This window comes from Myxococcus xanthus, from assembly GCF_006402735.1.
GTDB lineage: Bacteria > Myxococcota > Myxococcia > Myxococcales > Myxococcaceae > Myxococcus > Myxococcus xanthus_A.
In genome coordinates this window covers 8,097,695-8,123,449 of record NZ_CP017174.1, presented here as the reverse complement: position 1 = coordinate 8,123,449, position 25,755 = coordinate 8,097,695, and the positions used below count along the sequence as shown (strand labels likewise).

The 25,755-nt window shown below is 70.7% G+C and carries 17 protein-coding genes; 9 read left to right on the top strand and 8 right to left on the bottom strand.

Going from position 1 to position 25,755, the window contains the following annotated elements; all coding sequences use genetic code 11:
- Positions 1–33: 33 nt before the first annotated feature.
- On the top strand, positions 34–2,778 hold the full coding sequence (locus BHS09_RS33355; protein WP_140800046.1) for a VWA domain-containing protein: 2,745 nt from the start codon (positions 34–36) through the stop codon (positions 2,776–2,778).
- 315 nt (positions 2,779–3,093) lie between these two features.
- Here the strand turns inward: BHS09_RS33355 and trxA are convergent, their stop codons facing one another.
- From trxA to BHS09_RS33340, 3 genes are all read right to left on the bottom strand, one after another.
- Positions 3,094–3,423, bottom strand: a complete 330-nt coding sequence (gene trxA, locus BHS09_RS33350; protein WP_140800045.1) for a thioredoxin — start codon at positions 3,421–3,423, stop codon at positions 3,094–3,096.
- Positions 3,424–3,542: 119 nt separating this feature from the next.
- On the bottom strand, positions 3,543–4,451 hold the full coding sequence (locus BHS09_RS33345; RefSeq protein ID WP_174258959.1) for a LysR family transcriptional regulator: 909 nt from the start codon (positions 4,449–4,451) through the stop codon (positions 3,543–3,545).
- Between the two features lie 60 nt (positions 4,452–4,511).
- Complete coding sequence (locus BHS09_RS33340; protein ID WP_237079978.1) at positions 4,512–5,840, bottom strand: hypothetical protein; 1,329 nt, start codon at positions 5,838–5,840, stop codon at positions 4,512–4,514.
- 207 nt (positions 5,841–6,047) lie between these two features.
- On the opposite strand from BHS09_RS33340, the gene BHS09_RS33335 reads away from it, so the two are divergent.
- Positions 6,048–7,094, top strand: coding sequence for a hypothetical protein (locus BHS09_RS33335; protein ID WP_140795407.1), 1,047 nt, complete (start codon positions 6,048–6,050; stop codon positions 7,092–7,094).
- Between the two features lie 58 nt (positions 7,095–7,152).
- On the opposite strand, the gene BHS09_RS33330 is transcribed toward BHS09_RS33335, so the two are convergent.
- Both BHS09_RS33330 and BHS09_RS33325 read right to left on the bottom strand, forming a co-directional pair.
- On the bottom strand, positions 7,153–11,889 hold the full coding sequence (locus tag BHS09_RS33330; RefSeq protein WP_140800043.1) for a translocation/assembly module TamB domain-containing protein: 4,737 nt from the start codon (positions 11,887–11,889) through the stop codon (positions 7,153–7,155).
- Positions 11,886–14,033, bottom strand: a complete 2,148-nt coding sequence (locus BHS09_RS33325; RefSeq protein ID WP_140795405.1) for a BamA/TamA family outer membrane protein — start codon at positions 14,031–14,033, stop codon at positions 11,886–11,888. Before BHS09_RS33325 ends, BHS09_RS33330 begins: the two co-directional genes overlap by 4 nt.
- Before the next feature lie 156 nt (positions 14,034–14,189).
- On the opposite strand from BHS09_RS33325, the gene BHS09_RS33320 reads away from it, so the two are divergent.
- Positions 14,190–14,501 (top strand): hypothetical protein, encoded by a 312-nt coding sequence (locus tag BHS09_RS33320; RefSeq protein WP_140795404.1) that lies wholly within the window; start codon positions 14,190–14,192, stop codon positions 14,499–14,501.
- A 55-nt stretch (positions 14,502–14,556) separates the two neighbouring features.
- Here BHS09_RS33320 and BHS09_RS33315 read toward each other — a convergent pair whose 3' ends face one another.
- Entirely contained in the window at positions 14,557–16,107 is a 1,551-nt protein-coding gene (locus BHS09_RS33315) for a 4-alpha-glucanotransferase (protein ID WP_140800042.1), read from the bottom strand.
- A 107-nt stretch (positions 16,108–16,214) separates the two neighbouring features.
- Between BHS09_RS33315 and BHS09_RS33310 the strand changes: the two genes are divergently transcribed.
- Genes BHS09_RS33310 through BHS09_RS33295 form a run of 4 tightly spaced genes read left to right on the top strand, consistent with a single transcriptional unit; the run spans position 16,215 to position 18,827 of the window.
- Complete coding sequence (locus BHS09_RS33310; protein WP_140800041.1) at positions 16,215–16,799, top strand: DNA-3-methyladenine glycosylase; 585 nt, start codon at positions 16,215–16,217, stop codon at positions 16,797–16,799.
- A 35-nt stretch (positions 16,800–16,834) separates the two neighbouring features.
- On the top strand, positions 16,835–17,449 hold the full coding sequence (locus tag BHS09_RS33305) for an RNA polymerase sigma factor (RefSeq protein WP_140795401.1): 615 nt from the start codon (positions 16,835–16,837) through the stop codon (positions 17,447–17,449).
- Positions 17,446–17,754: an anti-sigma factor family protein gene (locus tag BHS09_RS33300; protein WP_020478006.1), complete on the top strand. Its 309-nt coding sequence runs from the start codon at positions 17,446–17,448 to the stop codon at positions 17,752–17,754. The genes BHS09_RS33305 and BHS09_RS33300 overlap by 4 nt, the downstream gene beginning before the upstream one ends.
- A complete protein-coding gene (locus tag BHS09_RS33295) occupies positions 17,751–18,827 on the top strand; it encodes a radical SAM protein (RefSeq protein ID WP_140800040.1) in 1,077 nt (358 codons plus the stop codon). The genes BHS09_RS33300 and BHS09_RS33295 overlap by 4 nt, the downstream gene beginning before the upstream one ends.
- A 23-nt stretch (positions 18,828–18,850) precedes the next feature.
- On the opposite strand, the gene BHS09_RS33290 is transcribed toward BHS09_RS33295, so the two are convergent.
- On the bottom strand, positions 18,851–19,237 hold the full coding sequence (locus BHS09_RS33290) for a type II toxin-antitoxin system RelE family toxin (protein WP_237079977.1): 387 nt from the start codon (positions 19,235–19,237) through the stop codon (positions 18,851–18,853).
- Between the two features lie 314 nt (positions 19,238–19,551).
- On the opposite strand from BHS09_RS33290, the gene BHS09_RS33285 reads away from it, so the two are divergent.
- On the top strand, positions 19,552–20,172 hold the full coding sequence (locus BHS09_RS33285) for a DedA family protein (protein ID WP_140795399.1): 621 nt from the start codon (positions 19,552–19,554) through the stop codon (positions 20,170–20,172).
- A gap of 68 nt (positions 20,173–20,240) precedes the next feature.
- On the top strand, positions 20,241–22,514 hold the full coding sequence (locus BHS09_RS33280; RefSeq protein ID WP_140800039.1) for a hypothetical protein: 2,274 nt from the start codon (positions 20,241–20,243) through the stop codon (positions 22,512–22,514).
- 36 nt (positions 22,515–22,550) lie between these two features.
- On the opposite strand, the gene BHS09_RS33275 is transcribed toward BHS09_RS33280, so the two are convergent.
- Positions 22,551–25,697, bottom strand: a complete 3,147-nt coding sequence (locus BHS09_RS33275; protein WP_140800038.1) for an ABC transporter substrate-binding protein — start codon at positions 25,695–25,697, stop codon at positions 22,551–22,553.
- Between the last annotated feature and the right edge of the window lie 58 nt (positions 25,698–25,755).

Here is a 25,755-nt window from a genome sequence, read left to right as displayed (position 1 = left end):
TGCCGCCATGGCTTCCCTGCGCTGGAGCCGCGGATGACCTTCTCCCTCCCGCAGGCGTGGGTGCTGCTGCTGCCGCTGGGGCTCTTCCTCTGGAAGTACGGCCGCCGGCCGGGCCCGCCCATGTGGCTGCGCGCCGCGCTGCTGGTGCTCGTCGTCGGCGCGCTCTCAGGCCCCGAACTGCGGCTGGCCGACGCGGGCAGTGACGTCGTCGTGGTGGTGGACCGCTCCGCGTCCATGCCTCGCGACATGGACCGCACGGCCCAGGAACTCATCACCCTGCTGGAATCGCAGCGCCGTCCCGGGGACCGCGTGGGCGTCATCACCTTCGGCCGGGACGCGCGCGTCGAGCAACCCCTCTCCACCCTCGGTGGCTTTGGCGGCTTCACGCGCCCCGTGGACGTGGAGGCTTCCGACCTGTCCGCCGCGTTGGATGCCTCGAGCGCCCTCATCCCCGACGAGCGCACCGGGCGCGTGCTGGTGCTGTCCGATGGCCGCGCCACGGGCGTGGATGCACGCGGCGCCGCGCGACGACTGGCGGCCCGGGGCCTCGCCGTGGACTGGCGTCACATCGCCCGCCCCGAACCGCCGCTCGATGTGGCCGTCGTCTCCGTGGACGTCCCCGCCGCCGTTTCCGAGCGCGAGCCCTTCCAGTTCTCCGCCGTGGTGCATGCCTCCTCCGCCGTCACCGGCACCGTCCGGCTGGAGCGCAATGGCCGCGTGCTCCTCCAGGGGCCCTTCGACTTCCAGCCTGGCCCCAACGTGCTGCCGCTGCGCGACCTGGTCGAGGAACCCGGTCTGGTCCGCTACCAGCTCTCCGTGGCCGCTCCCGGCGACGGCGTCGTGGAGAACGACCGGGGCGTCGCCGTGCTCCGCGTGGAGGGCCCGCCCCGGGTGTTGCTGCTCACGAATCAGTCCCGGGGCACGCTCGCGCAGTCGCTCGCCGCTTCGGGGTTGCAGCTCGATGTGCGCACGCCGTTCCGCCTCACGCTGGATGACCTGGACGGCGTGGGCACCGTGGTGCTGGAGAACGTGGACGCGAATGCGCTCGGCGAGCCGGGGCTCAACGCGCTGGCGGCCTACGTCGAGCAGGCCGGAGGCGGGCTGGTGATGACCGGCGGACGCAACAGCTTCGGCGAGGGTGGGTTCCGGCGCTCGCCCGTGGAGCCGCTGCTCCCGGTGTCCCTGGAGATGCGCGAGGAGCAGCGCCGCGCGTCCCTGGCGCTCAGCGTGTTGATGGATGCCTCCTGCTCCATGGGGATGACCGTCCCGGATGGGCGGACGAAGATGGAGCTGGCCGCCGAGGGCGTCGTGGCAGCGCTGACGCTGCTCAACCCCAAGGACGAGGTCTCCGTGCACATGGTGGACACGGCGGCCCATGAAATCTTCCCGCTCAGCCCGGTGGAGGCAGGGTTGCCCCTGGATGCCGTCGCGCGCGGCTTCAGTGGTGGTGGCGGCATCTACGTGGGCGAGGCGCTCCGCGCCGGCCGCACGGAAATCCTCCGCAGCGAGAAGCCCACGCGCCACATCCTCCTGTTCTCCGACGCCGCGGACTCCGAGGAGCCCGATGACTACCAACGCACGCTGGCTCACTTGCGCGAGCAGGACGTGACGGTGTCCGTCATCGGGCTGGGCGTGCCCTCGGACCCGGACGCGGACCTGCTCCGGGAAGTGGCCCACCGGGGCGGTGGACGCGTCTACTTCGCCGAGGATGCGATGAGCCTGCCGCGCATCTTCAGCCAGGAGACGCTCACTGTGGCGCGTGCCACCTTCGTGGATGAGCCCGCGTCGCTGGAAGGCGCGCCGGACCTGCCGCTGCTCGGTCGGCTGTCCGCGGAAGGGCTGCCCCAGGTGGGCGGCTACAACCTCACCTACCTCAAGCCCCGCGCCAACGTGGCGCTGCGCACCCTGGACACGAATGGCGCGCCCATCCTGGCGATGTGGCCGCGAGGCGCGGGACGCACGGTGGCCTTCACCGCGGAGGTGGATGGGCGGTACACCGGCGAGCTGCGAACGTGGTCCTCCCTGCGCGCGGCCCTGGAGGGGATGGTGCGCTGGACGCTGGCGGGCGCGGCGCCCGTCGGGGACGCGGTGGTGCGCACCGAGCGGAGGGGGCACCTGCTGCGCGTGACGCTGGACCTGCCCCCGGGCGAGGCGCTGCCCGGCGCGGCACCGACGATGGTGCTCCTGCCCGGCGACGGACGCGCCGCGCCAGTGGAGCGTCCGATGCGGTGGGAGGATGAAGACCGGCTCGTCGCCGAGTACCCGCTGGAGGGCAGTGGAACGTGGCACCCGGTGGTCCGGCTGGGCGCGAAGGTGCTCCGCGCGCCGCCCGTCACGCTGCCCTACGCGCCGGAGTTCGAGCCCGGCTCTGCGAAGGCGGGACTGGAGTTGCTGCGCGCCATCGCGGCCGTGGGAGGCGGCGTGGAGCGCTTGTCCATGACGGGCCTCTTCATGGAGGCCCCGGAGTCGCTGGGGCGCGTGGCGTTGGCGCCGTGGCTGGTGGCCCTGGCGCTGGCCCTGCTGCTGGCGGAGGTGGCCGTGCGCCGCTTCCTCTCCGCGCCGCGGCTGCGTGCGCCGCGGACCCGCGAGCGCTCCGTGTCCGTCCCCGCGACACCCGCGGCGCCGTCGTCCACTCCGGCAACACGGACAACCCCGACGTCAGCTCCGCCCACCCATCAGGGCGACGCGGCTCCGGCGCCAGCGAAGCCGGCCGAGGGCAGCGTGGACTCCGCGCTGGACGCCGCGCGAGCCCGGGCCCGCCGGCGGCTGGACCGTTGAGACGAAAGCGTTGGTAGAGGAGCGGGCCGCCCCGGACTGGAAGGGGCTGGCACGGGTGAGGGCGACTGTCCGCGGTGGGTACGAGTCGCCCCGAACGAGAAGGGGGGATCGGAGATGTGGGGCGACCCGCGCCCTGCGAGACTCACAGGGCGAGTGAGTGGATACACGAACAGTGTATGATTTGCAACATTGGTCTAAAATTATCTGCGGGTGGAATGTGGTGCGGTAGCGCACGCCCTGGCTGGCCCGGGGTGTTGGGCACAGGCAGGGCGAGCAACAACGCCGAATACGGCCTGAAGGAAGAGGGGCGCCGCGTCACCCGAGGTGGGTGCGCAGTTCCTGCTCCAGCTTGGCGCGGGGCTGGGCGCCCAGCAGTTGCCGCACCACCTTGCCCTCCTTGAAGAGCAGCAGCGCCGGGACGGAGCGGACGCCATAGCGCATCGCGGACTCCGGATTGTCGTCCACGTCCAGGCTGGTCACCTTCAGCCGGCCCCGGAAGTCGGCGGCAATCGCGTCGAGCACGGGGGCGAGCGCACGGCACGGCGGGCACCAGGTAGCGGTGAAGTCCACCAGCACGGGCTCGGATGACTCCAGCACCTCCCGTTGAAAGTGCGCGTCGTCCAGCGGGATGACGTTCGTCGTCATGGCGTGTCCTCCTCGTTCGGCCGGGCGCGTGGGCCCTGCCTGGGTGTGGACACAGGTGTAGTGGCCTCAACGGGAACGGACGAGCGCCCGCGAGGGAACGCTGTGTTGCGCGACGTCCCCTACCGGCTTCGGGAGGACGCGGGCTCGGTGGCGTCGTCCCAGGGGAGCGCGGCGCCGCGTTCATTCAACAGCGCCAGGAAGGCGCGCACCTTGGGCGGGAGCTGCCGCTTGCTGGGATAGACGGCGAAGACAGGGATGCCCGGCGGCGTTTCGGTTTCCAGCACCGGAACGAGCAGCCCGCCGCGCACGTCCTCGGCGACGAGCGAGGCGGGCAGCCGCACCACGCCCAGGCCCGCGCGCGCGGCCGCCTGCCCCGCGCGCACGCTGGGCACGCGCAGCCGCCCCGTTACCGGTAGGCTCTTCGCGCCCCGGCCCTCGCCGAAGAACCAGACCTCGTCGGTGCCGGGAGCGGCGAGCACGACGCAGGCATGGCCTTGCAGCTCCGCCGAGGTCCGGGGTGTCCCTTGCCTCGCGAGATAGGCGGGGCTGGCGTAGTAGCCGGTGCGAAGGCGCCCGAGCCTGCGGGCCACCATGGCGGAGTCCGCGAGTGGGCCGGTCCGCAGCGCCAGGTCATACTCCTCGGAGATGAGGTCCACGTGCGCTTCGGCGAGCGAGACTTCCACGCGGAGCAGGGGATTGCGCAACAGCAGCTCGGCGATGAGCGGTGTCAGCAGCTCGCCCAGCAGTGAGAGCGTGGCGATGCGCAAGGTGCCCTGCGGCGTGACACGCGACTCGCCGAGCGCGCGGTTCACTTCGCGAGCCTCCGCCACCAGCCGCGCGCAGTGGGCGTGGTAGTCGCGGCCCACCTCCGTGAGCCGAAGCCCGCGCGTATTGCGCTCGATGAGCCGGACGCCGAGCCGCTCCTCCAACGCCGCGAGGCGGCGGCTCACCGTGGACTTGCGCAGCCCCAGCCGCTCCGCGGCGGCGGTGATGCCACCGGTCGCCACCACCTCGGTGAAGAGGAGCATGTCATCCAGGAGGGGCGGGCTCGCGGGCACGCGGTCAGCCTACCAGGACGGGCAGGGCGCTCAGGGCGCCAGGGTGGGGATGCATGGGGCCTGTCCACCCGACTGCGCGTAGGCCCGCACCCGGCTGACGAGGTGGCCGTTGTCCGTCTCCGGCGTCGTCTGCCGCCCTTCGCCTGCGCCGAACGAGAAGCCCACCGAGTGCGCCGCGGCCACTTCATTCGCGTGGGTAAAGAAGTAGTCCACGCGGTTGTCCCGCCAGCGCGTGTTCGTGTCGGGCAGGTTCATGTGGCCCACGGGCAGCTGCCACCACAGGTTCGGTGTGTTCATCCGTTCGGAGATTGCCTTCGCCCAGGCGAAGGCCTGGTGGAAGTTCGGCCGGGTGGCGTTGGTGGCGTCCCACCACGCGTCCTCGCCCTGTGACTGGTAGAAGCCCGCGTCGCGGTCGGAGGCCTCCACCACGACGAAGTCCGTTTCGCTCCCGCCCACCTGCAGGAGGAAGTCGGCCACCTTGTGCGCCTCGCCGGCCACGTCGAAGGACGCGTTGGTGTTCAGGTACACGTCCATCCGCGTCGCCCAGGGGCTGGCGTGCAGGCCCACCTTCGCGTTGGGCGCGTACTTGCGAGCCATGGCAATCATGCAGCGCCCCAGGCCCGCGGCGTTGTTCTCCATCGCCGAGCAGTCCGTGGCGTTGGCGCTGGCCACCTGTGCGGGGACGCGGCGTGCGTCGCCGTGGAAGAACTGCACGTAGCCCCACAGGTCCGGCTCGATGTGGAGGAGCGCCTGCGCGTCGCCCACCTGCTGCACCACGAAGCGCCAGTCCGCCAGATAGCGCCGCATGAAGGACAGATTGTTGAGCGCGCCCAGCTGCTGTTCGCCCTCGCCCAATCCGCTGCCCAGCAACTGCTGGTAGTAGGTGATGAGCGGAAGCTGCCCGCGCGCCCGGGCACGGGACACGAAGCCCCGCACGTAATCGCCGGGCGGCCGCGACACGTCCTGCCAGCAGCCCCACCACGCACAGCCGCCGCCCTGGCACGACGTGCCCGACGTGCTGCACCCGGACGTGCAGGACGTGCAGGCGGTGGGCGAGTCGAACAGCCCACCGGCGATGTAGAGATAGTGGATGTCGAAAGGCGCGCTGGCCGCGGTGCCGTCCGCCATCTGCGCGCCCACGAGCAGCCGGTTCTTCCCCAGCGACGACAAGAAGGTCTCATTGAGGCAGCCGGAAGGCTCCAGGCCGCCGCCGTCCGGTGCACCCGTGCCCGCGTCTCCACCCGAGGGCCCGGGCCCGGGACTGTCACCGTCCGAACTGGAACAGCCCGCCACCAGCAGCAGTCCCATCGTCAGGGAGAGAAGTCGCCTCGGCCTCGGTGGAGCGTGGAAGTGGCTCATGGCGGGTACGCTACTCCCGGCGCCTGCGCTCTGGCTGTGTGGCCTGGGTGACGGATTCAACAGGACACCAATAATCCGTCAGGCATTAAAGATAAGAAATTCTTGAATAATGTTTCACGCGGCTGGAGCCTCGGACTCCCCCTGGCCGTGTCCGGTGGACGGTGAGCACCGCTCTCCGGGTTCGCGGCCCATCCCCCCGAGGACGCGATGAAGACGCGATTGTGGTTGCTCCTGGTGCCCGCGTTGGTGGCGGCCGGCTGTGGTCCCATCGACGCGGCAGATGAGCCCGTCATCGACGAGCTGACTGGCCAGGTGCTGCTGGAGGCCACCACGAAGTACGACATGCACCGGCTGCTGGAGGACACCGACATCACTGGTGGCCAGTGGATTACCACCGCGCAGGTGCAGGCCTTCCTCCAGCAGAACAACTCGTTCCTGGCGAACTACCGGGACCCGGCCTTCAGCAACAAGACGGCCGCCGCGCTCATCGTCGAGCGCTCCAAGGCCTTTGGCATCAGCCCGCTGTACATGCTGGCCCGCATCCAGGTGGAGTCCAGCCTCGTCCAGAGCGGCAACTCCAACAACCTGGCCAAGGCCACCGGCTGTGGCTGTCCGGACACCAGCGGCTGTGACGCGCAATACGTGGGCTTCGGCAAGCAGATTGACTGCTCCGCCAAGAAGCTGCGCGGCTACCTGACGGACCTGGACGCGGGCCGTGCCACCATCTCCGGCTGGCGCGTGGGCGTGACGAAGTCCACGTCGGACCCGTGCTCGGTGCGTCCCGTCAACAAGGCGACGGCGGCGCTCTACACGTACACGCCCTGGGTGGGCGCGTATGCCCTCCAGTGCGGCCGCACCAACGTGGGCGGCTCGTCGCTGGTGTCCGTCGTCTACCACCGCTACGAGTCGGCCTATGCGTGGGGCTCCGCCTCCGGCTGCTACTCCGAGACGGCCGACGCCACCGTGCCGGAGCTCGGCTGTGTGCAGAGCTCGTCGGACGCCATGTGGCGGCAGTGCCAGTCGGGCGCCTTCACCGCGGGCAGCACCACCAAGCCCACGAACTGCACCGCGTCCTACGGCTGGTGCTCCTCCGCCACGCTGGGCCGCTCCGTGCCGGCGCGCACCTGCGTGCAGTCCACGGGCGACCAGCAGTGGCACCAGTGCGGCGCCAACAGCGCGTGGCTGAGCGCGCCGAGCGCGCCCATTTCCGGCGCGGGCCCCGCGGGCTCGTGCTTCGCGATGTACGGCCTCTAGTCGTCGAAGCGGCGGCTCCCGCCCGGAAGGACAGGAGCCCGCCGTGTCCCAGTGAGCCTCAGTACTGGTTGGTCCAGATGAGGTCCAACCCGCCCGAGCGCGCGTCGCCGTACTGGCCTTCCAGGCTCCAGCGCGTGCCCAACTGGTACTCGAAGCGCACCGCGTTGGCGTTCTCTCCCTGCTGGAGGTTGGCGCCCACGCGGCCGGTGTAGCCGACGTAGATTTTGTCCGTCACGTAGGTGCCGACTTCCAGCTTGGTGCCCGCGATGCCGGAGGCCCCCGCCTCGATTGAGACCACGTCCAGGGGCAGCTTCGCGGCCAGGGCCTTGCGGGCCTCGTTGGCCACCAGCGAGCCCACCACGGACGCGGCCTGCGCGCTGGCGTTCATGGAGGCACCGGAGCTGCGCTCCAGCGTGCGCCGGCCCGTCGCCAGCAGCGTGTAGATTTCCGACTCCGGCAGCGGCGGGTCACTGGTGGGCTTGAGCGTGATTTCCCGCCCCTGTCCCCGGATGGTGACGAACACGGTGACCTTGGCGCTGTCGTTGCGGTGCTCGGCGGTGACGTTGATGTACGGCGCCATGGCCGGGCCGGTGAAGCGCACCTGGCTGTCACGCTGGATGTCGAAGCGGCGGCCGAGCACGTCCACGCGTCCGCGCAGCACGCGCACTTCACCGAACAGGCGCGCCACGTCCGTGTATTCGACGCGAAAGTCATCCGACAGCCCCAGCTCCGCGTTGATGTCGGAGCCCTTCACCCAGAGGTTGCGGGGCGCATTCACATTCACCCAGAACACAATGGGTGGCGTCGCCGTTTCCTCCTCGTCTTCCACCGCCACGCCCTCCGCCGGGGCCGCGCCTTCCACGGGTGTCTCGTCGGGATTCGCCGGGGGCCGCGCCTGGGCCGCTTCCTTGCGCTTCTTGCGGTCCAGCGGCTCGCCGTTGCGTACCAGCATCACGTCACCGGGCCGCTCCAGCGCCTGCAGGTCCTTGCGCTTGGCTTCCGGCAGCTCGATGGTGGCCTCGGGGATGGTGACGTTGCGCAGGTTGACCAGTCGCCGGGACAGCGTGCCCTCCACCTTCGCGCGCAGGCTCACCAGCGCCATGAGCTGGTCGTCGACGATGATGGGGAAATTGCGCATCACCAGCGGCGGGTCGGACGTTCCGGGGCTGGACAGCTCGTACTCATTCCGGGCGTTGAGCACCGCGGTCAACGGCGAGTTGAGGTTGAGTGAGCCGTTGCCGGCCTTCGCCGACAGCGTCGTGACGGCGATGGATTCGCGGCTGGCCTTCAGGGCGAGCTGGATGTCGCGGTACTCGCCCAGGCCCATCAGCCCCAGCTTGCCGTCCTTCCACTCCAGGCTGCCGTTGATGCTGGGCGCGCCCAACGTGCCGGCGACGCTGGCGTCCGCCTGGAGCACGCCGCCGATGCTGCGCAGCATCTCCACCGTGCCGGACAGGAAGGCCGGGTTGAAGTTGCGCGCCTTGAGCGCGACCTCCACCGGCGCGTTGTCTGTCTGGAGTCCCCGGTTGAGCGCGGGCAGTGACACGTCCAGGCCCAGGCCTCCGTTCACCAGCATGGTGCCGCCGCCCGGCTCGGTGAGCAGCAGGTCGAAGCGGGAGCGGGTGTCCCTGTACGTGTAGTTCAGGCGCACCTGGCCCAGCCCCGTGTTGCCCACGCCCAGGTCCTGCACGCCGGCGGTGAGCTCCATCTGCGGCGTGTCGAGCGTGCCCCGCGCGCCCAGCTCCATGGCCAGCACGCCCTGGATGCCCTGGGGCCGGCCGCCCTGCGGTGGCGGCGCGCCCTCTGCCACGGGCGACGCCGGGGTGGCCAGGCCGGGAATCTCTTGCAGCGGCACCGGGCCCACGCGGCCGGTGATGTCGAAGGGGATGTAGCCGTAGACCTCGCGGTCCTGGAGCGCGCCCAGCGGGGCCGCCAGCGTGGCCGTCAGCTGCGCCAGCGGTCCGTCCTGGCGCCGCGCGTTCAGCGTGAGCTTCACGTCCTTGTCGCCGCCCACGACGCTGAGCTGCCCGTTCATGGGCGGCAGCCCGTTCATCGTCACCGCGTTGGCCTGCACGCGCAGCGTCGCCTGGGGCACCAGCACCGAGCCCTCGAAGTCCAGCTGCGCCGTCACCGTGCCGCCCGGCTGCTGCACACCGCTCATGCCCTTGAGCAGGGTGAGGGGCAGCTGCGTCACGCGGGCCTCCACGCCCAGCGTCGTCGCGAAGAGCTCATCGGGCGTGGGCGGCTTCGCCATCAGCCCGCCCACCGTGAAGGGCGTCCGCAGGGCCACGTACGTCTGCGAGCCCAGGCCCTCCACGTCCAGGCGCGCATCCAGCGTCTGGTCCTCGCGGTCGGACGCGGCGCGCAACTGGAAGGCCAGCGGCACAGGCAGCGAGAAGCCCGGCGGCGGCGTCTGGTAGCGCACGTCCTGTCCGCGGAGGGTGAAGTCCAGCAGGGGTTCACGCGCGGGGCCTTCCACGGTCAGCGTGCCGGCCAGCCGGCCGCTGGCGCTCTCGGGCTGGCCCGCGAGCTTCATGGCGCCGGCGATGTCCAGGTCCTCCAGGTTCAGGCGCACGGACATCGCATCGCGCCGGCGCTTGAGCACACCCTGCACCGGCACGTCGAACTCGGCGGCGAGCCGCGCCACGGGTAGGCTGGCCGCCAGCGTCCCGGTGGCGCGGTCCTTCACGTAGCGCGCCTTCAGCTCCGCCTGGAGCCCCTCGTAGCCGCGCGCGCTGCCGTCTTCCAGCCGAAGGTCGGTCTCCGCGTCGGGGCGCGCCATCGTCCCGCTGACGGCGGCGTGGCCTGTCAGCCTGCCGCCCAGGCCCAGCGACTCCGGGACGAAGGACCGGGGCAGCCGCGACAAATCGAACGCGCCCAGTTCCACTCGCGCGTTGACGCGCTGGCCGCGCATCGCGCCCTGCAGCGACAGCGTCTGCCCCTCCGACGCGAGCCGCAGCGCAGGCGCCACCTCGACGTTGCCTCCGCCGAAGCCCAGGTGCGTGGGCGCCTGGAGCGTCCAGGTGGCCTCCGGCCAGAACAGCGCCATCTGCCGGATGGCCAGCCCCTGGCGATTGTCGTCCACCTGGCCACTGAGCGTGAGCCCCAGCTCCGCGTCTCCCGCCACGCGCACGCTGGCCTCCAGCGCACGCTCCTGCGTGGCCAGCGTGACGGCGACGTCGCGCAAGTCCCGTCCGCCCGCCTTCAGCCGGGACACCACCAGCGTGGCGTTGGACGTGAGGGGGTGGCTGACGTCCGGCATCTCCAGCTTCAGGGACACGTCCTGCGCCGCCACGTCGCCGTACCGCAGCGCCGCGAAGCCACCGTCGACCTTCACGGCGGGCGTGCGCAGCGGGCCCTTCACGGAGAAGTCCAACGTGCCGTTGCCCGCCATGGGGGCCACCACACCCGGCATCAGCTTGGACAGCATCTGTGACAGCAGGGCGAGGTTGCCGGCGGTGAGGCCACCTTCCAGGTGCACCGACTCCGCTGTGCCGTCTCCCTTGGCCTGCAGGGCCACGCCCGGCGCGAGCATCCGCAGCCGCATCAGCGAATACCGGCCCTCCTTCGCGCTGGCCTCCAACTCCACCGGCCCCAGCGGCTGGCCCAGGTATTCGGACGGGGACACGGTGAGCTTCACCTCGCCTTCCATCGACTCCAGGCTCGTGCCTCCGCCCTTCGCGTCCAGGTCCGCGGCGATACGCGTCTTGGGGCCCTGCGCCATCAGCTCCGACAGGTCCACGTCGCGCGCCTTCACGGACAGGCCGTCGGTGCGCATCCGCTCCAAATCCATTCCGCCCTTCACGGACAGGGAGGCGCTGGCGGCCTTCGCGGTGACGTCCACCCGCGCCGCGTCGCCGTCCAGTCCGGCGGAGCCCTCCGCGGACACCGGCACCCGCAACGGCCAGGTGGGCACGAAGGCCCGCAGCAGGTCGGGCGGCGCGGACAGGCGCCGCAGCTCCAGTCCTGCCTGGAGCTGGCCCTCCGGCACGCCCGGCGGCGTCTCTGGAGGGAGCTTCGCGCGGCCGCTGGCGTCCAGCACCAGCCCCGCGGCCTCCAGGTCGACATCGCCTTCGAAGGCGCCCTCTTCGCCGCGGGCCTTCAGCGCCAGCCGCACGGGCCCGGGCACGGGGCGGGCGAGGCTCGCGGTGGCCTCCAGGTTCGCGCCCACGCCTTGCGTCGCGGCGGCGTAGCGGGCCGAGCCCCGGGCATCCAGGTCCTCCAGCCGCACCTGCCGCTCACCGCCTTCGGGCAGCGCCTGGCGGAAGTCGACGTAGCCGTCCTCGAGCACGAGCTCGCGCAAGTCCAGCACCAGCGAGCCGCGGCCCGTGGAGGGCTCCTCGGGGCTGGGCGTGCGGGGCTCCAGCGCGCGCGTCAGGTTCAGCCCGCGCTCGTCCTGGGCCAGATACAGGCGCGGACGCTCGATGCGCGCGGAGGGGAGGTTCACGTGCTGGCGCACCAGCCCCGCCAGCCGCGCGCGCACGTCCACCCGGGCGATTTCCGCCACCAGCTCGCCTTCGGGGTCATACAGCTTCACGTCCTCGAGGATGACGCCGCCCAGGGACAGGTCCAGGCGCCCCAGCTCCAGCCGGCCGGAGAGCTGCTCATGGGCCAGCGCGAGTCCCTTCTGGACGAGCCAGGCCTCTCCGCGCGACGTCGTGGCGAAGACGAGCACGCCCGCGACGACGAGCACGATGAGGCCCACGAGGCCCAGCAGACCCCACAGCACGCGGCGGCCCCAGCGCGCGGGCCGGCGGGGTGGGGGAGGCGCGGCGCTCGGGGGGGATTGCGTCAAAACGCCTCTCCAATCGACAGGTGCAGCGCGCACAGCCCGTCCGGAGCGCCCGCGAACGCGCCGCTGGGCGTCGTCGGGCCCGTGGGTCTCCACCGGCTTCCGATGCCGAAGCAGCCTCCGGCTTCGGGATAGATGTATCCCGGGGTGGAAACGGGCAATCCCCCGCCAATGTTCAACCGCCGGGCGATGTCCAGCCGGATGGGCCCGACGACCGTCAGATACCGCAGGCCCATGCCCACGGCGTGGTAGTGCTGGGGGCCGAAGAGCTTGGGCCGGTTCGCGTGGGAGAAGTCCTCGATGCCCACCAGGCCCGTGTCATAGAAGGCCGCCACCATCAGGCTCTCCGTGAACTGGTAGCGCATCTCCACCGAGGTCTCGAAGAGGCTGTTGCCACCCACGGGCACGGTGTCCCATTCCTCGTCCTGGACGACATCCGGGTTGCCGTCGCCGTCCACGTCCGCCGTGCGCTGCAGGGCGGCCAGGGGAGACAGGCGCTGGCCGTTGAAGCCGCGCATGAACGTGCCACCGCCCGAGAAGAAGCGGGTGACGATGGAGCTCTGGCCGCCGCCCGCGGGGTTCAGCGTGCCCGCGCGCACCTTCGCCGCCAGGATGAACCGCTTGTCCTCGCCGAACGAACGGTAGACGCGCAGGTCGGGCAGCAGGCGGACGTAGTTGAAGTCTCCCATGAGGGGCGTGCCTCCGCCCTTCTGGACGGAGAGGGAGATGTAGTAGCCGTCGCGCGGCTCGATGACGTCATCGCGTCGGTCCCAGGTGAAGGCCAGCTCCAGGAAGCTGAGCGCCACGTTGCACTGCGCCTGGCCCTCGCCGCAGCCCAGGACGATGGGCGGCACGCGGGAGTCGGCGCTGACGCGGCCGCTGAGCCGGTACACCTGGAGGTTGTACGACGGGAAGATGGAGAAGTCGGGGTGCGGCTGCCAGATGACACCCGTCTGGAGCCTGCCGCCCCAGAAGTCATAGGCCTGCTCCAGGCCCTTCTCCACGCTGAGCGAGTTCTGCGCCCGCAAGTCCCGGAAGAGGAAGCGGGGCTGCTCGTATTCGGCGGTGACGTCGAAGACAGGACCGTCCTTGTTGAAGCTGAGGACGTTGGGGATGAAGGCGTAGCCCAGCCGGCCTCGGACGGTGAAGCGGCGCAGGCCGCCGCCGAAGTTCCGGTGGGTCCACTCGCCCACCGCGCGGACCTCCTGCCGGGCCGCGTCCACGCCCAGGCCGCCGCCCAGCCGCACGGAGCGGAAGGGCGCCTCCCGCACGTCCACCACCACCGGCACCGTGCCGGACTCGCGGTCCGGCGCGCCACGGTTCACCTTCACCGCGCCGAACACGCCCATGCGGAACACGCGCGCCTGCGCGTTGGCCAGCGCCGTCTCGCTGTACCAGTCCCCCTTCTTCAGCGCGCCCGTCACCTGTTCGATGATGCGGCGCGGAGGCACCTGGGGATTGGCGTCGGTGGCGACGAAGGTGTTGCCGAAGCGATAGCGGATGCCGGGCCGGGTGCGCAATTCCACCACCGCCTGCCTTGTGTCCACGTCCACCCGGACCTCGCCGTCGACTTCGGCCTCGGCGTAGGCCAGCTCGCGCAGCCGCTCCTGGACGCGGACCTTCGCTTCCTCCCAGGACTCTTCCTTGAAGACGTCGCCTTCGTGCAGGGGCAGTCCGTCCAGCACGTACTTGCGGTGCTCCTCGCGCACGTCCTCTGGCAGGGTGTCCAGGCCCGTCACCTGGATTTCGCTGATGCGGGTGGGTTCGCCCTCCTGCACGCTGATGTCGATGGCGACCTTGTCGTCACCGTCCGGCTTCACCTCGGCGTTGGTGACCTTCGCCTGGTAGTAGCCCTGGGCCTGGTAGTACCGCTCGATGCGGCGCAGGTCCGCCTGCCACGCGTTGGCGTCGAAGTAGCTGGGGCCGCCGAAGGGCCAGAAGCCCCAGAAGGGCGTGGCGGTGGTGAGGATGTGGTCCTTGATGGCGCCCTCGCTCACCTGGTCCGTTCCCTGGATTTCCAGGTCGGTGACCTTGGGTCCCGAGGGGGGCGGCGCATTCGTGGTGGCGCAGGCCGCGGTGAGCAGCAGCGCGAGCGGAGTGGCAAGGCGGAGGTATCTGAGCAGGTCGGCGGCCACGGGATGTTTCATAGCCGGAAGGCTCGCGGCCCCAACACTTCTTCCGTCCAGGATGACAGTGCTTTGTCGCATACCGGGACGTCGGGTCAAACCCCAGTGTCCGGTGTCGCGGAATGACGCCTCGCGAAGACGTGCAAGCCGCGCCCGCCTGGCCCAAGATGGGGGGCCATGGCCCAGTCCCGGCGAATCAGAAGCCTGGTGTTCTCCGTGCTCGCGGTATGCGCGTCCTCGTGTGGTGTCTCCGAGGACGAGGCGGTGCGCCCCAAGGAGGGCGAGAGCTTGTCGGACGCGCCCTACTGCGGCTCGTTCGGCTGCGTGGACCCGTACCAGTTCTGCACGGAAATCTTCCTGGAGTTCGGCCGCTCGCCGCCCATCTGCGTCTTCGACGACATCTGCGAGCGGCTGGAGTGCGCCAACTCCAACCGCACCTGCGCCCTGTTCGACGGCTTCCCGGCCCAGGTGAAGTGCATCAAACCGTGAGGCCGTCGCGGCCGCGCGTATCCGCGGACGTTGGGCCCCCCGGGCGGACGGTGTCTCAGCGCCGCGCGGACGCGGTGAGCCAGGCCAGCCGCTCGGCGGCCTCGCGCGTGCGCGAATCGGTGAGCAGGTCGCTCACGTTCTGCTCGATGCGGTAGGCCCAGTTCGAATCGCTCATGGAGCCGGGCAGGTTGATGCGGTCCCGGGTGCCGAGCACGTCCTGCCAGGGCAATACGCACAGGTCGCTGTTGGCGTTGAGCGCCGAGGCCAGCATGGCCCGGTGCACGTCCGGGGTGAACTCGCGGGTGATGGCCACGCCGTTGAGCTCCGGCCACGAGCGCGCCGCCGCCTGCCGCTCGTGGTCGCCCGCGCCCTCCCACCACTCGGCCACGGTGTCCGTGTCATGCGTGCCGGTGGTGACCAGGGACACCGCTGGGAACTGGCGCGGGTCGCGGTAGTGGTTGTCATCGCGCTCCCAGCGCATCACCCGGTAGCCGGGCAGCTTGAGCTCCGCGAGGATGTGGCGCACGAAGGGCGGAATCACGCCCAGGTCCTCGGCGACGATGCCGGCGCCCTCGGACAGCAGGCGGAAGGTCTTCTCGCCCAGGCGGCGGTGGCTCTCCTCGTCCGGCGGGATGAAGCGCCCGGTGGGCGTCTGCGCGTCGCGAATCCACTGACGGAAGTACCCCACCGCGTGGTCCACCCGGCGCAAGTCGTAGTAGCTGGCCGCCTTCTTCGCGCGCATCTTCAGCCACGCGAAGTCGTCCTTCTCCATGGCCGCCAGGTCGAAGTAGGGCAGGCCCCAGTCCTGACCCGTGGCGGAGAAGTCATCCGGAGGCACGCCCAGGCGGGCGTCGCGCCGCAGGATGTCCGGGTGCGCCCACACGTCCGCGCTGTCCTGACCGATGATGAACGGCTCGTCGCCGCACAGGAGGACGTCCTGGGCGCGGGCCTGCGTCCGCACCTCGTTCCACTGCTGCTCGGCCACCCACTGGAGCCAGGCGTGGTAGCGCACGCGGCGCTCCAGCTCCCGGGACTTCTGGGCCAGGGCCTCCGGCTGACGGGTGCGCAGCGGCTCCGGCCACTCCCACCATGGGCGGCGGTCCTCCTGCTCGCTGATGGCGGTGAAGAGCGCGTAGCTCTCCAGCCACTCGCCCTGGGCGTCGCGCCACTGGCGGAAGGCCTTCGCCCGCTCGGACTGGGGCGCCCAGTGCTGCGCTTCGAAGACGTCGAAGGCGCGCGCGAAGGCGGCGTCCTTGAGGGGGAAGACCAAATCGTAGCGCACGCGCGGCGCCGAACGCGCCTCGGTCAGCTGGGCGCGCTGCGCGTCGGACAGGGCCGCCTCGCCGCCGGCCGCGGTGAACTCCGGCAGCCGCTGCAGGTCGATGAAGAGGGGATTGAGGCCGAAGGCCGAGCGCGTCGCGTAGGGGCTCGGGTCACCCGGCGCGGTGGGCAGCAGCGGCAGCACCATCAGCATCCGCTGGCGGGCGGCCTTCATCCAGCTGAACAGTCCCTCCAGGGCACCGAAGTCACCGATGCCAAAGTCGGTCTGCGAGCGGAGGGAGAAGAGCGGGAGCAAAAGACCGGAGAGCCGGCCGGGTGTGGACATGGTGCGATGCAATCTGCCCCAGCCCCGCGCCGGTGGGAACTGCCGACGCTCTCCGAGTGTGTCTGGGTTCTTCGCTTTCCGAACGGAAGGGCCGTTAACATCCAGGCGTGAACTGGTTGCCGGAGTCTTTCTACGCCCGTCCCGCGCTGGTGGTTGCCCGGGAGCTGCTTGGCACCTTGCTGGTGGTGGAGGAGGGCGGACAGTGCCGCGTGGGCCGCATCGTGGAGACGGAGGCCTATATCGGCGAGCACGACCTGGCGTGCCACGCGGCCAAGGGGCTCACCCCTCGCACCGAGGTCATGTTCGGCCCGGCCGGCGTGGCGTACGTCTATCTGATTTATGGCATGCACCACTGTTTCAACGTGGTGACGGATGCCACGGGGGTGGGCGCGGCGGTGCTGGTGCGGGCGGTGGAGCCGGTGGAGGGCCTTCCCCCGGGGACGCGCACGGACGGGCCGGGCCGCTTGTGCAAGGCGCTGGGCCTCACCCGGGCGCACAACCGGCGGGGCCTGTGCACGCCCGCGCTGCACCTGCGACCCGGGACGCCTGTTCCCGAGTCAGCCGTGTCCCGGGGGCCTCGGATTGGCGTGGACTACGCCGGGGCGTGGGCCGCCGAACCCTTCCGTTTGTGGGTCCGGGACAGTCAACATGTCAGCAAGGGGCCGCCACCGGGGCGCCGCAAGCCCGCTTGACGGCGGGCTTTCTGGCTGGTTGGGTGCGCCCCGCCATGTCCGACGAGGCCATCAGGGAAGAGGACCGTCAGCTCCTCTCTCGCGCACAGGATGGAGACGTTTCCGCCTTCGAGGCCCTGGTGGATGCCCACCGGGACAAGGTGTATGGCCTGGCGCTCCGGATGACCCGTTCGGAGGCCGACGCGGCCGAAATCACCCAGGATACCTTCCTGTCCGCCTACCAACACCTGAAGGATTTCCGGGGGGATGCGGCCTTCGGCTCCTGGGTGCACCGCATCGCCGCCAACCATGCGCTCATGCGCCTGCGCCACCGCCGCGTGGCCCAGGCAGCCGAGCAGGAGCTCCAGGGCCCGGAGTTCACCGAGCGGGGCTCCCTGGCGGATTATCCCCAGACGGATTGGAGCCGGGACGCCGAGGAGAAGGCCCTGGACGCCGAGCTGGGCTCCGCCATCCAGCAAGCCTCGGACCGCCTGCCCGAGGGGTACCGGGAGGTCTTCCTCTTGAAAGACGTGGAGGGCCTCAGTTACGAACAGATTGCAGAGGCAACGGGGGACTCCATCCCCGCCATCAAGAGCCGGTTGCACCGGGCACGGCTCGCGCTCCGTGAAGCCATCGACGCTTTCTACAACCGGGACAGCCGGGAGTTGTGAAACGCGACGAAGCGCTCGGCATCATCGAGAGGAACGAGGGCGCGCCGCAGCCAGCCGAGGTTCGGATGTACAACTGCAAAGATTCCATCAACCTCCTGCTGCAATTCCTCGACGGAGAGATGTCTCCCGAGGACACACAGCACCTGCGTGAGCACCTGCGCGGGTGCAGCCCCTGTGTGGACTTCCTGCGCACCTACCGGGCCACGCCCGGGCTATGCAAGAAGGCGCTGGTGGCGAAGATGCCGAAGGAAGTCTCCGAGAAGCTCACCGAGTTCCTTCGCTCCAAAATCAAGTCCGCCTCGTGAACCTGAAGTCATTGTCGTTGCAGGAACTGGAGGCCGCGCTCGCGCCGCTCTCCCCATCGCCCACCGCCATCCGCAAGGTGTTCGCGGCCGTCTTCGCCCACGGTGCGCAGTCCGTGGAGGAAGTCGCTTCGGCCCGCCAGGTGCCGCGCCGCGTGGGAGACCACCTGCGTGCCCACGCGGAGATGCCGAAGCTGGCAATCGTCGAGCGCCGCCGCGCGGACGACGGCTTCGTGAAGTACCTCTTCGACTCGCCGCTGGGCGGACGTATTGAAGCGGTCCGCATCCCCATCTTCGATGAGAAGTACGTCATCTGCGTCTCCAGCCAGGTGGGCTGTGCGCTGGCGTGCGACTTCTGCATGACGGGGAAGTTGGGCTTCAAAAGGAATCTGCAGACCTGGGAGATATTGGACCAGGTGCTCCAGGTCCGGGAGGAAGCGGACCGGCCGGTGCGCGGCGTCGTCTTCATGGGGATGGGGGAGCCGCTCCTCAACTACAAGGAGACGCTGCGGGCCGCGGACATCCTGCGGCACCCGGCGGGGTTCTCCATCGCAGGGGAGGCGATTACCTTCTCCACGGCGGGCCATGTGCCGGCCATCCGCCGCTACGTGCGTGAAGGGCATCCGTACCGGCTGGCCTTCTCGGTGACGAGCGCCATCGCGGAGAAGCGCGCGAAGGTGCTGCCGATTGAGAAGACGCACCCGCTGCCGGAGCTCATCGCCGCCATCCGCGAGTACAGCGAGGTGCGGCGCGAGCGGGCGATGATCGCCTATGTCGCCATCAGCGGCTTCAACCTGGGCCGCGAGGACGCCGAGGCGCTGAAGGCCGCCTTCGAGGGCATCCGCATCAAGGTGGACCTCATCGACGTGACGGACCCCACCGGGAAGTACCTGCCGCCCACGCCCGAGGAGCTGAGCGCGTTCCGCGACCACCTCCAGATTCTCAAGTCACCGGTGGCGCGTCGGTACTCTGGTGGCAAGGAGATTGGCGCGGCGTGTGGCACGCTGGCGGCCACGCAGTACGGCGGCACGGTGATGCCGCGGCCCGCCGAGGCGCCCACGTCCACGACGCCGTGACGTTCGCGCGGAAGGGGGACGGCCTAGGGCGTGTACGGGGGACTGCCGCCGCCCTCGTTGTCCCAGCCATCCTCCCGGTGACCCGAGCCGTGCCATTCCGCCGCGGTGGGCGCCTGTCGTGCCAGCGGGCTCTTGCTCCAACTGCCAAAGTCCAGCAACTGGAGGGTGCGGTCCTCGGCCTGGACGCGGTACGCAATCCACTGGTCGCCCAGGAAGATTCGGTGTGCACCGGGGGAGACGACCGCGAGCTCGCTCGCATGGGGGCGGCTCATCCTGGACGGGGAGTAGGCGGCGTCCTCGGCGGCCTCGGCGAGCATGTCCAGCCGCTCCTGGATGGGTTGGCGCTCGGAGGGCGGCAGCTGCTGGTAGGCCTCCGTGAGCTCGGGGGTGATGGTGACGCGGTAGGACATGGCGAGAGACCTCGGTGAGGGGATGGGCCCGCCATGGATGCGTTCCGCCCGGAAGGTCCACGTGTTTGAAGGGCGCAACTGAAGGGTAGTCATGGTGGCCGCGCCCTGCCGTGGCCGGGCTGAGCCCCCGCTCGCGGACCTGCCGCACGGATGCCGGTATTCCTTCAGGCGACAGCGCCTGGGGCGGCGGTTCACGCCGGGCGCGCGCTCCGGTGATGTTCACCCCGGGCGGGGCGGAGTGGATGCCGCTTTCGCATCGGCGGCGTCCGACTTAAATCCGACGGTGCTCGGCTCGCTGGAGGTCACACGCGCGGATGGTGGAATTCATCGACCAGCTCATCTCGGCCCTGGGGCCACTGGGCCTGCTCGTGCTGGGGCTGGCGGCGATGCTGGAGTACGTCGTGCCGCCCTTTCCCGGGGACACCATCACCCTGCTGGGGGGCGTGTACGCGGTGCGTGGCTCGCAACCGTGGCTGCTCGTCTTCCTCGTGGTGACGGTGGGCAGCGTGGCGGGCGCGGCCATCAACTACGCGGTGGGGCACTGGCTGGCGAAGCGCTTCGACGCCCACCCCGAGCGCAGCTTCTTCGGCATCACCCATGCGCGGCTGGAACAGGTTCAAGCGCGCATGCGCGTGAATGGGCCGTGGCTGCTGCTGGTGAATCGTTTCCTGCCGGGCATCCGGGGCCTCATCTTCGTCGCCGCGGGGGCCTCGCGCATGCCGCGCTTCAACGCGCTGGCGCTGGGCGCGGTGTCCGCCATGGCACATACCGGGCTGGTGCTGGGGCTGGGCACGGCGGTGGGCGGCAATCTGGAGCGGCTGACGGCGCTCGTCACCCGGTACCAGTACGCGGTGGTGGGGCTGGTCGTCATTGGCGCCATTGGCGTGGGCATCCGGATGTTGGCCCGGCGCCGTGCCCCCGCGCCGGGGCCTTGAGTTCGTCTCAGGACGGCGCCTTGGTGTTGCATTGCAGGGGCGCGCGGCCCCGCGCTTGAGTCGCGGGCATGCATCCGCAGGCGCGTTCCTGGAGTCCGTTGTTGGTGGCGCTCATGCTCGTCGTGGGTGGGTGCCAGTCGGGGGACTCCGGGACGGGAGGCTCGCGTCAGGGGTTCCGGCCCCGGGATGCGGTGGTGGACTTCGGCCGTGTGCTGGAGGGGACGCAGGCGCGCCGCGCGGTGACGGTGCTGGCCACGGGCCGAGCGGGCCTGACGGTGGCGGCATCCGTAGCGGCACCCTTCGCCGTGGTGACGTCCGAGGTGAGCGTACCCGGCGGCGGCGCGACTGAAGTGGAGGTCGTCTTCACCGCGGGGCATGGGCTGTCGGAGGGAATGCTGCTGCTGTCAGGCGCGGGGCTGACGGCGTCCGTCCGCCTCACGGGCCTGGGCATCCGGCCCACGCCGTGTCCGGAGCGCCCCTGCTTCGACTCCCGCTTCGACGTGGCATCCGGGACGTGCGTGGAAACGCCGCTGGAGGAAGGCGCCGCGTGCACGCCGGAGAGCCGCTGTCAGGTGGACGGCCGCTGCCAGGCGAGCGTCTGCGTGGGCCACCCGAGGACGTGTGACGACAACAACCCGTGCACGGTGGATGCGTGTTCGCCCTCGCGGGGGTGTGTGACGTCGCGGGTGGCGTGCCCCACGCCGGAGAACCCCTGCAAGGTGGGATTGTGCGACCGGGACGAGGGCTGCACGGCGGTGGACGCCGACGACTTCAGTCCTTGTGGCCCGGCGGACTGTCAGACGGCGCGTCTGTGCTTCAGCGGCGCATGCCGGGAGGTGACGCCACCCGAGGGCTTCGTCTGCGCGCCCGCTACCGCCTGCCAGGGAGAAGGGACGTGCCAGGGGGGCGTGTGCCAGCGGCCGGACCCTGTCGAACTCGCGCCGGAGCTCAGCCTGGCGCTGGAAGGCGTGCCGGTGGAGGCGGACGGTGGGACGGTGTTGCTCGTCTCGGAGGACTCTCTCTACACCTCCGTGTGTGGCGGGGACGCGGGCTGCCAGTTGGTCGCGTACACGCGCTCGGGGCTGCTGCGGTACGTGTCTTCGTATCCGGATGGGGGCGCGCGGACGCTGCTGGCCGTGTCGGACGCGGGCGTGGTGGTCCATGCGTCAGAGGGGCTCGAGGCCTATGCGCCGCGCGGCTCCGGTGCGCGCCTGTGGCATGCCTCGTGGGCGTCGCTAGGGGCGGGCGGGGACCTTCCGCCGGGAGGCGCCGCCGCGAGCCACATCGCGCTTACGCACGAGGAGGACGTACTCGCGTACGTCGCGTGGCGGGCCGTGCCGGATGCCGGCGGTGTGGATGATGGCGGCACCTCGCCCGAATCCGCGAGGCTCGTCTGGCTGTCGGGTCGCGAGGACGCGGGCACATTGCTGGGCGCGTCACAGGTCGAAGCCTGGCGAGGAGAGGCGCGGCTGGGGCTGGACGTGCTGGGGACGGCCTATCTCTACACGGTGGATGGACGGCTGGCGCGGGTGGAACTCGACGCCCGAAGCGCGAGGCTCGCAACCGCCGGAGCTGACGACGGCGCGAAGCGGGACAGCGGGCAGCCTGCCGGGCCTGACTTCGATGCCAGCGCGCTCTCGAAGGTGTCGCCAGGAGTGGCGTATGGCAGTGGGGGGACGGAGTTGAAGTTGAGTGCGCTGCTGGATGGCGGTGTTCCGGATGGAGGTGCGTCACTGGCCATCGCGGGTGGGCGGCTGCTGGTGGGAGCGCGAGCCTTTGTGCCGGAGGATGGCGGCGTGCCCGTCATGCTCTCGGAAGGGGGCGGTGGAGCCAGCGTGCGGGTGCCCATCGCGGAGCCGGCGCTACTGCCCTCAGATGGACAGCCTGGCCATCTCTTCGCACGGGCATGTGCGCGTACGGACGGCGTTCCCTGCACGGCGCGGGAGGAGCGTGTCGTGCTTCGCGCCGTGGACCCGGAGTCCGGACACGTGGTGTGGGAGGTGGATGCGCTTCCGGATGAGGTGGCACCGGGCACGGTGTACGAAGCCGCGTTGCTTCAAGGGGGCGTGGTGGGGGTGCTCGCTGACGCCGAACTGCCGGAGGGCCACCAGGCATGGATACAGTTCTTTGCTCAAGGTGCCCGAGTCGGCAGCTGCCCGCTTCCCAGTCGCCCGCAGGTGGCGGGTGCCGCGTTCCTGGGGCAGCACCTGTATGTCGTCTTGAACCGCGATGGCGTGTGGCGACTGGAGTCGTACGGCCTGGGGCGGGACTTCACGACGGAAGACCGCGGCTGGCCGCAGCGCCATGGTGGAGCCTCGCGGATGAGAATCGAATCTCCGTGATGCCGGCGTCGCGCGCCACCCGTGCCTTGGGCTGTCTCAGGTGGAGGCGTTCGGGTCGACCCAGAGGTCGTCGAAGCGCACCTGGGGCGGCGTCTGGTGCAGCCGCAGACTTTGGACCGCGGGGGTCGCGGCCGCGTGGGCGCGGTCGTGGTACAGCGGGATGAGGGGGCAGTCCTCCCGGAACAGCTGCTCCGCGCGCAGATAGAGCTGACGGCGCAGCTCCGGGTCGATGGAGACGCGGGCCTCGGCGGTGAGCCGGTCCAGCTCCGGGTTCCGGTAGCCCATGGGGAACACCGTCTGGGCGTTGGAGTGGAGGAGGAAGTACAGGAAGGTGTCCGGGTCCGGGTAGTCGGCCAGCCAGCGACTGCGGAAGGCGGGGAGGCGGCCCTCGGTCACCTGGGCGGTGTATTCCTCGCGCGACATCTCCACGTAGCGCAGCTCCAGCAGCCCGGCCTGGAGCAGCGGGCGGAAGAGCACCGCGTCCTCCGCGGAGTGGTCATTGCCGGTGGGACGGTGGAGCGTCAGCCGCAGCCTGCGCAGGCCTACCTCTCGCAGCAGTTGCTCGGCGAGGGCCACGTCCGGTACGGGCGCGGGTCCCATGTCCGCGTCATCCAGCAGCTCGGGTGGGGTCAGCGAGCGAGCCACGCGCGCGCCGGGGTGGAACTGGCTCACCATGGCCTGGATGTCCATGCCCGCGCGGAGCGCGCGACGGACTCTCACGTCGTCGAAGGGCGCCTCCCGGTGGTTGAGCACCACGAAGGCCGTGGAGGGCGTGGTGCTCGCGGCAAGCTGGAAGGCCTCCAGGCCGGGCAGCTCCACATGCTCCGTGTCGAGGAACGACACCAGGTCCACCGCCCCCTGGCGCAGCAGCGCCACCGCTTCCTTGCGAGAACCAGCGAGCAGGAACTCCAGCCGGTCCACCATCGGTCCGCCCGGGCGCCAGTAAGAGGGGTTCCGCTCCAGCACTACGTGCTCGGGCTCCAGGGCGAGGAGCCGGAACGGCCCGGTGCCCACCAGCCGCCCGTTGGCGTCCGTCCGGGCCACCGCGGTGGCGGTGAGCGCCATCAACTGGAGGAAGAACGCCTTGGGCTCGCGGAGGCGAATCTCCAGCGTGTGGTCGTCCAGCACTTCCAGGCCGGACACGTCGCGCGCCATGCCAGCGGCGAACTCCGGCGCGCCCTCCACGTCCTCCAAGAGGCTCCGGTCGGGCGAGCGGAGCGCCGGGTCCAGCAGCCGCTCCAGGTGGCGCTTCACGTCGCTCGCCGTCAGCAGCGTGCCGTCGTGGAAGGTGACGCCACGGCGCAGATAGAAGCGGTAGCGGCGCGCGGAAGGGTCTGCGTCCCAGCGCTCGGCCAGGTCGGGCTCCAGCCCGCCGTCCTCTCTGCGCACCAGCGTGGAGAACACGCACGCGGTGAGCTCGGAGACCTGGTTCTCCACGCTGAAGAGCGGGTCCACCGCCTGGCGGTTCCGCAGCGACGCGGCCTGGTGCATGCCCACGCGCAGCGTCCCGCCGGAGTGGGGCGTGGGGAGCTTGAAGTGGTACACTTCCGCTTCCAGGCCCTCGGCTTCGTGGCCCAACTGGTCCACCGTTCGCGTCAGCCCGTCGCCGATGCGGATGACCCGGTGTGCGTCCTCGCGCACCTGGGCGATTTCCTCGCGGATGGAGGCGTCGGCCTTGGTGAGCACCACGTTGGCGGAGCGCAGCTCCTCCAGGGCGGCGCTCAGCCGCACCACCGACTCGGAGAGGTCGCGCCCGGTGCGCGCCTGGGCCTCCGCCTTCTGCGAGGCGCCCTGGCCCACGCGGGCCATCTCCTGCGTCTGTCGCAGCAGCTCGCGCGCGTGGCCGGACTGTTCGATGGCCATGCGCGTGACGTTCTCCACCCGCAGGGCCACGCGGCGGCTGGCCTCCACGACCGTGGCACCCTGGGCCTCCAGCCGTTGCGTCTCCGCCACCGTGGCTTCAACGGCGGTGAAGGTGCGCTGGGTGATGGTGCGAATCTCCACCAGGGCTTCCGCGGCACGGTCGCCCAGGGCCACACCGGCGGTGGCTCGCTCGCGGCCTTCCTGCACCAGCGCCACCGCTGTCTGTACGGCGTCGCGCACGCCCGCCACCATGGCGCCGATTTCGCGGGTGGAGCGCGTGGTGCGCTCGGCCAGGTTGCGAATCTCGTTGGCCACCACGCCGAAGGGCCGTCCCTGCACGCCCGCCTGGGCGGCGATGATGGCGGCATTGAGGGCCAGCAGGTTGGTCTGGTCCGCAATCTCCTGGATGACGTCGACGATGCGGCCGATTTCCGTCGAGCGCGTGCCCAGCATCTCCATCAGCTCGGCGGCCTTCCGGACCGTCTCCTCCACCCGGTACATGCCCTTGACGCTGTCGCCCACCAGCACCTCGCCGCGCTCGGCGGTGGCCGTCACGGCGATGGCCAACTGGTTCGTCTCATTGGCACGGCGGCGCACGGAATCGATGCCGCCTTCCACGGCGGCGACGAAGTCCTCGGCCTCGCTGGCGAAGCGGCCCAGCTCGTCACCGGACGCGGCGATGTTGGCCATCCGCTCGGCCATGGCCTGCATCAGTGACGTGGTGTTGTGGGCGAAGGTGTTGACCTGGGCCAGCGAGTCCACCACCTGCTCCAGCCGCTCCGTCATCTCCAGCAACGCGCCGGTGGTGTCGACGGCGAAGACCTCCAGTTGGTGCACCCGCTTGCCTGCCACCTGGAGGCTGCCGCCCATGCCGCTGACGGCCTCCAGCGTGCGCTCCACCGCGCCGCCCTGCCGCCGCGCGGCCTCCAGCAGCATCCGGGCCTGCCCGCTCACGTCCGTGCTGGTGCGGTGCAGGTTGGCCGTCACCCGCTGCACCTGCGCGAGGGCGCGCCGCAGGGACAGGATGAGGCGGCGCACGTCCTCGTGGCCTTCATAGCGCGGCCCCACCGTGGTGGTGAGGTCGCCCTCCGCCAGCCGCGCCATCACCTGCCGGCGCACCCGCCGCCGCTGCGCCGCCCAGCGGAACCACGCGAGGTATCCCCCCGCGAGATAGAGCGCGGGCGTGGCGAGCAGCACCACCGCCCAGGTGGCATTCGAAAGCGGCCCCCCGGAGACGGCCCGCAGCATCCCCCCCAGGAGAAGCGCGGAGACCAGCCCTGCCGCCAGGCCGAACGTGAACAGGTACCGTTTGGCGCCCATGAAGGAGTGGAACGCTACTCCGCCTTCTCGCGCCGGTCCTCAAAACGCCGCACACTGG